Genomic DNA, 8,582 nt, shown 5'->3' on the forward strand with positions numbered 1-8,582 from the left:
GCAAAGCGACGAGGAGGCTGAGGGCAAGCCCCCCGGAAAGCGTCCGCTCGGAACGGAAATCAACGTCGCGTCAGTCTAACGTTTTTGTGTCAATGCGCTAATATGACAAAAGGGATGAAAATCAATTCGATTTTCATCCCTTTTGTCTACAGTCTGCCAGACAGTAGTAAATACTGTCTGTTTTTGTTATGATAAAAGAGGTAAATATTGATTCAAACAAATAAATTCATCTCGACGATTCCGAGGAGGCTAATGCAATGGCACTTGTTTCAATGAAAGAAATGATGATCAAAGGAAAAAAAGAAGGATATGCAATCGGACAGTTCAATTTGAACAATCTTGAATATACACAGGCGATCCTGCAAGCGGCGCAAGAAGAGAATTCACCTGTTATCCTTGGTGTTTCAGAAGGAGCAGCACGCTATATGGGCGGGTTTACAACAGTCGTCAACATGGTGAAAGGGTTAATGCATGATTATAACATCACCGTACCCGTCGCTATCCATCTGGACCACGGATCCAGTTTCGAAAAATGCAAAGAGGCGATCGACGCAGGATTCACTTCCGTCATGATCGACGCATCATCCAAACCTCTAGCGGAAAACATTGAAATCACGAAAAAAGTAGTGGAATATGCACATGCAAAAGGTGTATCCGTTGAAGCCGAGCTCGGCGTCGTCGGCGGGCAGGAAGACGATGTCATCGCGGATGGCGTCATTTACGCAGATCCAGCAGAATGCAAAGAGCTTGTCGACCGCACGGATATCGACTGTTTGGCACCTGCCCTCGGATCGGTACACGGCCCATACAAAGGCGAACCGAACCTAGGATTCAAGGAAATGGAGGAAATCTCCAGCCAATCGGACCTTCCACTCGTACTTCACGGTGGAACAGGCATCCCGACTAAGGATATCCAACGCGCCATCTCACTCGGAACGGCTAAAATAAACGTTAATACCGAAAACCAGATCGAAGGCACGAAAGCGGTCCGCGAAAAATTAAACGCAGACGCAGACGTCTACGATCCACGTAAATACCTGACACCGATGCGCGAAGCCATCAAGAATACAGTTATCGGCAAAATGCGCGAGTTTGGATCTTCAGGTAAAGCTTAACTTGCAATGAAATTTGTCATATAAATAGGAGAAGCATCAAAACCAGATGCATTCTCCTTCTTTTCCATTCATCGAAGGAGGAACGATTCACATGAAATTTTTCATCGATACGGCAAACTTTGAAGAAATAAAAGAAGCACATAGCTGGGGAATTCTATCCGGCGTAACAACCAACCCATCACTTGTTGCAAAAGAAAATATCTCATTCCACGACAGACTTCGCGAGATCACAGCGCTCGTACCCGGTTCTGTCAGCGCTGAAGTCATTGCACTCGACGCAGAAGGAATGATCGAAGAAGGCCGCGAACTTGCGAAAATCGCGCCAAACATTACTGTCAAGCTTCCAATGACGCCGGAAGGACTGAAAGCGTGCTCCGTTTTCGCCCAAGAAGGCATCAAAACAAACGTGACCCTCATTTTCAGTGCCAACCAAGCATTGCTTGCAGCGCGCGCTGGAGCCACTTATGTATCCCCATTCCTCGGCAGACTCGATGACATCGGCCAAGAAGGAATTCATCTGATCAGCACAATCGCGGACATTTTCACAATCCACGATATAGATACGGAAATCATTGCAGCATCTATTCGCAGCCCGCAGCATATTACCGACTCTGCACTTGCAGGAGCGCATATCGCGACGACGCCATTCAACGTGCTTAAACAATTATTCAACCACCCATTGACAGACAAAGGCATCCAGCAATTCCTTGAAGATTGGGAAGCAAGAAAGAACAAGTGAAACGCCTAAAGGAGACTGAAATGGACGTTTATAAAATCAGAGGCGGCAAACCTCTACGTGGAACAATAAAAGTGAGCGGGGCAAAAAACAGTGCCGTAGCACTGATCCCGGCTTCCATCTTGGCGGATTCACCCGTAACGATTGACGGACTACCGGAAATCTCGGACGTTCTCACCCTCCAAGCGCTCCTTGAAGATATTGGCGGGAAAGTGGATTTCGAATCAGGCAAGATGACGATCGATCCATCGGAAATGATCGCCATGCCGCTGCCGAACGGCAATGTGAAAAAGCTGAGAGCCTCCTATTACATGATGGGGGCTATGCTTGGCCGATTTAAGCATGCGGCAATCGGACTTCCCGGGGGCTGCCATTTAGGACCCCGTCCGATCGATCAGCATATCAAGGGTTTTGAAGCTTTAGGCGCAAAAGTGACGAACGAGCATGGCGCCATTTATTTGCGTGCCGATGAATTGCGCGGCGCCAAAATCTATTTGGACGTCGTCTCTGTCGGCGCGACAATCAACATCATGCTTGCGGCGGTACGTGCCAAAGGACGGACGATCATCGAAAACGCAGCGAAAGAACCTGAAATCATCGATGTCGCCACGTTGCTTTCAAATATGGGTGCCAACATCAAAGGTGCGGGAACGAATGTCATCCGTATCGAAGGCGTCGAGCGACTGCATGGAACGAAGCATACGATTATTCCGGATAGGATCGAAGCAGGCACATTCATGATCATGGCGGCGGCAGTCGGAGATGGCATTACGATTGACAACGTCATCCCTTTCCACGTTGAAGCGCTGACCGCGAAACTACGCGAAATGGGCGTCAAAGTGGAAGAGAGGGAAGAACATGTCTTCATTCCGAAATCGGAGAATTTGCTTGCGGTCGACGTGAAAACGCTCGTCTATCCAGGATTCCCGACCGATTTGCAACAGCCGTTCTCCGTACTGTTGTCACAAGCGAACGGCTCGTCCGTCATAACAGATACGATCTATTCCGCACGGTTCAAGCAAATCGATGAACTGCGGCGGATGAATGCCGACGGAAAAGTGGAAGGGCAATCGGTTATACTTTCAGGACCGACTCCACTGCAAGCGGCGACAGTCCGGGCTTCCGATCTCCGCGCCGGGGCGGCACTCGTCATCGCAGGACTGCTCGCGGACGGTGAAACTGAAATCCAGGAAATTCAGCATATCGAACGGGGCTACAGCGACCTCATCGAGAAACTTCGCGGCATCGGGGCGGACATCCGGAAAGAGTCCGTTCCTGAAAAAGCGACTGTAAGCGAATGAAATTGCTTATGCTATACTAAAGACGAAACTAACAGCTAATGAAAAGCGTTTATTTATTATTCAATAATGAAATGCGCTAAACGGGAGGAACAATCATAATGGAACGCAGTTTATCGATGGAATTAGTACGTGTAACAGAGGCGGCGGCTGTATCGGCTTCCCGCTGGATGGGGCGCGGTTTGAAAAACGAAGCGGATGACGCCGCGACGGAAGCGATGCGTACTGTGTTCGATACGATTCCGATGCAAGGGGTCGTCGTTATCGGCGAAGGCGAAATGGATGAAGCACCGATGCTTTATATCGGCGAAGAGCTTGGAACAGGCCAAGGTCCGGAAGTGGACGTAGCCGTCGACCCGCTGGAAGGCACGAACATTGTCGCATCAGGAGGCTGGAATGCACTTGCGGTCATTGCAATTGCGGATAAAGGGAACCTCCTCAACGCGCCTGACATGTACATGAATAAAATCGCAGTCGGACCAGAAGCGGTTGGTAAAATCGACATTGACGCATCCGTCACGGATAACCTACACGCTGTCGCCAAAGCGAAAAACAAATCGATTGATGAAGTTGTGGCAACTGTCCTCAACCGTGAACGCCATTCGAAGATTATCGAAGAAATCAGAGCTGCGGGTGCGCGCATCAAACTCATCAATGACGGAGACGTGGCTGCCGCTATCAACACAGCTTTCGACGATACAGGCGTAGACATCCTGTTTGGCCTCGGCGGAGCACCTGAAGGCGTCATCGCCGCAGTCGGACTCAAATGCCTCGGCGGGGAAATCCAAGGGCGCCTCGTCCCTTCAAATGAAGAAGAGCGCCTTCGTTGCGAAAGAATGGGCATCGACGTCAACAAAGTCCTCTACATGGATGATCTCGTAAAAGGCGACGACGCCATCTTCGCAGCAACCGGCGTAACAGACGGAGAATTGCTCCGCGGAGTACAATTCAAAGGCGGCTACAGCGAAACCCACTCACTCGTCATGCGTTCCAAATCCGGAACGATCCGTTTCGTAGAAGGACGTCATAGCATGAAGAAAAAACCGAACCTAGTCATGCAGGATTAATTATTAATTCATGTAAGTGAAACATTGCAAGCCTCAACGCCCGGCTACATGCCGGGCATACTTCTAATTGATTCACCTACCCGAATAAACAACAAACACCCAAACAAACGAAAAACAAATAAAGAGTGGAGCTTACGATACTATGCCAATTCTAACAATCGCCAGCTTGGAAAATATGACCCTGAAAGAGTTATATGAGCTTGCAAGAGAATACAAAATCTCCTATTACAGCAAACTGACAAAAAAAGAACTGATCTTTGCCATCCTGAAAACAAGGGCTGAGCAGGAAGGGTTCTTCTTCATGGAAGGCGTACTCGAAATCATCCAATCGGAAGGATACGGATTCCTTCGTCCGATCAACTATTCGCCTAGCTCCGAAGATATCTACATTTCCGCTTCCCAAATTAGACGGTTCGATCTGCGAAACGGTGATAAAGTAACAGGGAAAGTGCGTCCGCCTAAAGAGAACGAACGATATTACGGCTTGCTGCAAGTGGAAGCCGTCAACGGGGAAGACCCGGAAGTCGCGAGGGAACGCGTCCATTTCCCGGCACTTACACCACTTTACCCGGATCGTCATATTAAACTTGAAACAACACCACATAAGCTGTCGACCCGAATTATGGATCTAGTATCACCGGTCGGATTCGGTCAGCGTGGACTCATCGTCGCTCCTCCGAAAGCGGGGAAGACGATGCTCTTGAAGGAAATCGCCAATGCGATCACAACAAATCATCCCGAGTCGGAACTGATCGTCCTTCTTATCGACGAGCGTCCTGAGGAAGTGACGGACATTGAACGTTCCGTTAATGCTGATGTCGTCAGCTCGACATTCGACGAAGTGCCGGAAAACCACGTGAAAGTCGCTGAACTTGTCCTCGAACGCGCCATGCGCCTCGTGGAACATAAACGCGACGTCGTCATCCTGATGGACTCCATCACGAGACTCGCACGCGCCTACAACCTCGTCATCCCGCCAAGCGGCCGTACGCTTTCCGGCGGTATCGACCCTGCGGCATTCCACCGTCCGAAAAGATTCTTCGGTGCGGCAAGGAACCTCGAGGAAGGCGGCAGCTTGACGATTCTCGCAACGGCTTTGATCGATACAGGCTCCCGCATGGATGAAGTCATCTACGAGGAATTTAAAGGGACCGGCAACATGGAGCTGCATCTCGACCGCAGCCTAGCAGAGCGTCGTATCTTCCCGGCTCTCGATATCCGCCGTTCCGGAACACGGAAAGAGGAATTGCTCATCCCAACGGAACAGCTCGAAAAACTGTGGGCAATCCGAAAGACGTTCTCCGACGCACCGGATTTCGCAGAGCGCTTCCTGAAAAAACTGCGTCAATCCAAATCCAACGAGGAATTCTTCGAAAAGCTAAATGAGGAAATGAAAGCCCATCGCAATGGAAAAGGACTGCTTTGATTTGAAATAAAATGCTTGAACATGCCCGTCCGATTTGTTATACTTTTTGAGTATGGTTTATAGCCATCTGCTGCATATGCGGTTGACATATTCGGACCGTGTAAGGCATCAGTCTTATGCAACACCCTACAATAATACTCTGTTCCAGATGGTTCAGGGCGAGAGGAGAGAGACCGATGAGAGCAGGAATTCATCCAAATTACAAAGTTGCGACTGTCACTTGTTCATGTGGAAACACATTTGAAACAGGTTCTGTAAAAGAGGACATTCGCGTAGAAGTTTGTTCAGAATGTCACCCATTCTACACTGGACGCCAAAAATTCGCTGCAGCGGACGGACGTATCGACCGCTTCAACAAGAAATATGGCTTCAAAGAAGAAGGACAAGAATAAGAACCTTCCAACCCGCCAACATTGTTTGGCGGGTTTTCAATTTGGGAATAAAACGAATAGAATTCCTTTTGAATCACCCCCCTAATTTGTCAAAACCAAATTGGCGCGAGCGACATCCTCCTAGCACGGCGCTTCCCGCGTCCTTTTATTACCGAAAAAGCATTAATGTACTAAGAAGTCCATAAATTGCTTCAAAAACGCATAAATTCAAAAATGTACGCATAAAACAATCCAGAAACGCATAAATAACTGCAACAACTCATAAATCGATCGATAAGCGCATAAATCAAAAATAAGACGCATAAATTCACAAGGTTGACATTCATTCTCCGCTCCATAACATATTCTGACGCGAAATAAAAGACGTCTTTTCCACAGTTTTTTAATGTATGATAGACATTCCGACAACTAACAGAACAACTTTACATAGAGCAAGAATTGAAAGGGGAACCAACATGTACGTAACAATGCAAGGCGGCTGGATAGAAGTGATTTGTGGAAGCATGTTTTCAGGAAAATCCGAGGAATTGATCCGACGTGTACGCCGTGCGCAATTTGCGAAACAGAAAATCGCGGTATTCAAGCCGGAAATCGACGATCGGTACAGCGAGGAAGCGGTCGTCAGCCATAACGGAACGACAGTAATTGCGACACCCGTTGCCGAATCAGCACAAATTGAACAATTCGTAAAAGATGATTACGATATTATCGCCATCGATGAAGCTCAATTTTTCGATGAAGGCATCGTCGATGTTGTCATGGAATTGGCAGATCGAGGATTCCGCGTTATCGTCGCAGGACTCGACCAAGATTTCCGTGGAGAACCGTTCGGCCCAATGCCGCAGCTTATGGCTGTCGCAGAAAACGTCACAAAACTGCAAGCCGTCTGTACCGTGTGTGGATCACCCGCGAGCCGTACACAACGACTTATCAACGGACAACCCGCAGGCTACGACGATCCGATTATCCTCGTAGGCGCTTCCGAAGCATACGAAGCAAGATGTCGCATGCACCACGAAGTCCCAAACGGTGTCACCGCGAACGTGGCGGTCAAATAAATATTGAAATGACAGCATGGATCAGCTCTATGCTGTTTTTTTATTGCCATTGAAACACACACTATCCACAACCCTTGAATACTATGGCTAATGGCAACCAGTAAAGGAAGGGAGATGGAAGAAAATGAAAAAATGGATTTCTGCATTTCTTTTTATCATGCTGATTGGATTGTTTGGCTGCCAACAGCAATCGGTGATTGAACAACATATAGAAAGTGAGGAAACGCCTGAACGGGTAGAACAACAGCAAACACCACAAACAGGATCGACTAAGCAACCGGTTGTCCAAACGGAAATCATTCCGGCGCCGGCCCCAGTTATCAACATCATTGACCCGGCTTCCAATAAACTGATCCACACATTATCCCCAATCGATCTAGGCTATGAAATGGACATCGCCGCGTACATAGCGAAAGTGGAACAACTTGCAAAAGAGCTAGCACGTGGAGTCGATGGAAAGCCTGGCTATGATCAAAGGATGATCCTCGACAGATTGGACGAACAGGGAAATCTTATCGAAGGCAACCCCCAGGTTTTATTACGGGAAAGCATATTAGTTGAGCGGATAATGGAAGCTTCTGCTGGCGGGGGCACTGTTGAACTGCCAATCGAAATAAGGGAAAGTGGTTATGATTCCGAGGATATCCCATACTTAGACGAGGTTGTAATCGCTTCGTATACGACCTATTTCAAGCCGGCAGATACAAACCGGAATAAAAATATCGAACTTTCCGCGAAAGCGATCAACAATACTATCGTCGGGAGCGGAGACCAATTCTCCTTCAACACCGTCGTTGGTCCACGTGATGAAACGAACGGTTACCAGCCAGCGCCGGAAATCATCAACAAAAAACTTGTCATGGGAATAGGCGGAGGCGTTTGCCAAACATCCTCCACTTTATTCAACGCAGTCGATTATTTTCCGGTAAAATACATCGAATGGCATCATCATTCAATAGACATCGGCTACGTCCCGAAAGGAAGGGATGCAACCGTCTCCTACGGCGGCCTCGACTTCAGATTCCAGAATACAGCCGACGCCCCGTTTCTGATTAAGACCATCTATGGGGATGATTTTCTGACGATTGAAATCAGGACAGCTGAGAAATATGTGGGAGTTTTCAAGTGAATCAGCATGCTGCGCTCAAAGTGATGTGTCCCGCGCCCAAAGAGGTGCATCCCGCGCCCAAAGTGATGTGTCCCGCGCCCAAAGAGGTGCATCCCGCGCCCAAAGTGATGCGTCCTGCGCTCAAAGAGGTGCATCCCGCGCCCAAAGAGGTGCATCCCGCGCTCAAAGAGGTGCGTCCCGCGCTCAAAGGGGTGCACCTCGCGCTCAAAGAGATGCGTCCCGCGCTCAAAGGGGTGCACCTCGCGCTCAAAGAGGTGCATCCCGCGCTCAAAGGGGTGCACCTCGCGCTCAAAGAGATGCGTCCCGCGCTCAAAGAGGTGCGTTCCCCGCTCAAAGAGGTGCGTTCCCCGCTCAAAGAGAT

General features: G+C 48.8%; 9 protein-coding genes. All 9 read left to right on the forward strand.

Features of this window, described 5'->3' with window-relative positions; translation table 11 throughout:
- Positions 1 to 257 precede the first annotated feature (257 nt).
- Positions 258 to 1,115, forward strand: a complete 858-nt coding sequence (locus AWV70_RS16525) for a class II fructose-bisphosphate aldolase (protein WP_060209466.1) — start codon at positions 258 to 260, stop codon at positions 1,113 to 1,115.
- Positions 1,116 to 1,206: 91 nt separating this feature from the next.
- The gene (gene fsa / locus AWV70_RS16530; RefSeq protein WP_060209468.1) at positions 1,207 to 1,854 is read left to right on the forward strand and encodes a fructose-6-phosphate aldolase; all 648 of its coding nucleotides are present in this window, start codon (positions 1,207 to 1,209) and stop codon (positions 1,852 to 1,854) included.
- Positions 1,855 to 1,874: 20 nt separating this feature from the next.
- Positions 1,875 to 3,152 (forward strand): UDP-N-acetylglucosamine 1-carboxyvinyltransferase, encoded by a 1,278-nt coding sequence (locus tag AWV70_RS16535; RefSeq protein ID WP_060209470.1) that lies wholly within the window; start codon positions 1,875 to 1,877, stop codon positions 3,150 to 3,152.
- Between the two features lie 98 nt (positions 3,153 to 3,250).
- Entirely contained in the window at positions 3,251 to 4,216 is a 966-nt protein-coding gene (gene glpX, locus AWV70_RS16540; protein ID WP_060209472.1) for a class II fructose-bisphosphatase, read from the forward strand.
- Positions 4,217 to 4,358: 142 nt separating this feature from the next.
- Positions 4,359 to 5,642 (forward strand): transcription termination factor Rho, encoded by a 1,284-nt coding sequence (gene rho / locus AWV70_RS16545; RefSeq protein ID WP_060209474.1) that lies wholly within the window; start codon positions 4,359 to 4,361, stop codon positions 5,640 to 5,642.
- A gap of 176 nt (positions 5,643 to 5,818) precedes the next feature.
- Positions 5,819 to 6,034 carry a 50S ribosomal protein L31 gene (gene rpmE, locus AWV70_RS16550; protein WP_060209476.1) on the forward strand — a complete coding sequence of 72 codons (216 nt, stop codon included), beginning with the start codon at positions 5,819 to 5,821 and terminating at the stop codon, positions 6,032 to 6,034.
- Positions 6,035 to 6,489: 455 nt separating this feature from the next.
- Positions 6,490 to 7,092 carry a thymidine kinase gene (locus tag AWV70_RS16555; RefSeq protein ID WP_060209478.1) on the forward strand — a complete coding sequence of 201 codons (603 nt, stop codon included), beginning with the start codon at positions 6,490 to 6,492 and terminating at the stop codon, positions 7,090 to 7,092.
- A 124-nt stretch (positions 7,093 to 7,216) separates the two neighbouring features.
- A complete protein-coding gene (locus AWV70_RS16560; RefSeq protein WP_060209480.1) occupies positions 7,217 to 8,221 on the forward strand; it encodes a VanW family protein in 1,005 nt (334 codons plus the stop codon).
- Positions 8,218 to 8,582: hypothetical protein (locus AWV70_RS23895; protein ID WP_201024390.1), on the forward strand; the 365-nt coding region annotated here is incomplete at its 3' end. The genes AWV70_RS16560 and AWV70_RS23895, both read left to right, overlap by 4 nt.

This window comes from Sporosarcina koreensis, from assembly GCF_001531445.1.
Classification (GTDB): domain Bacteria; phylum Bacillota; class Bacilli; order Bacillales_A; family Planococcaceae; genus Sporosarcina; species Sporosarcina koreensis_C.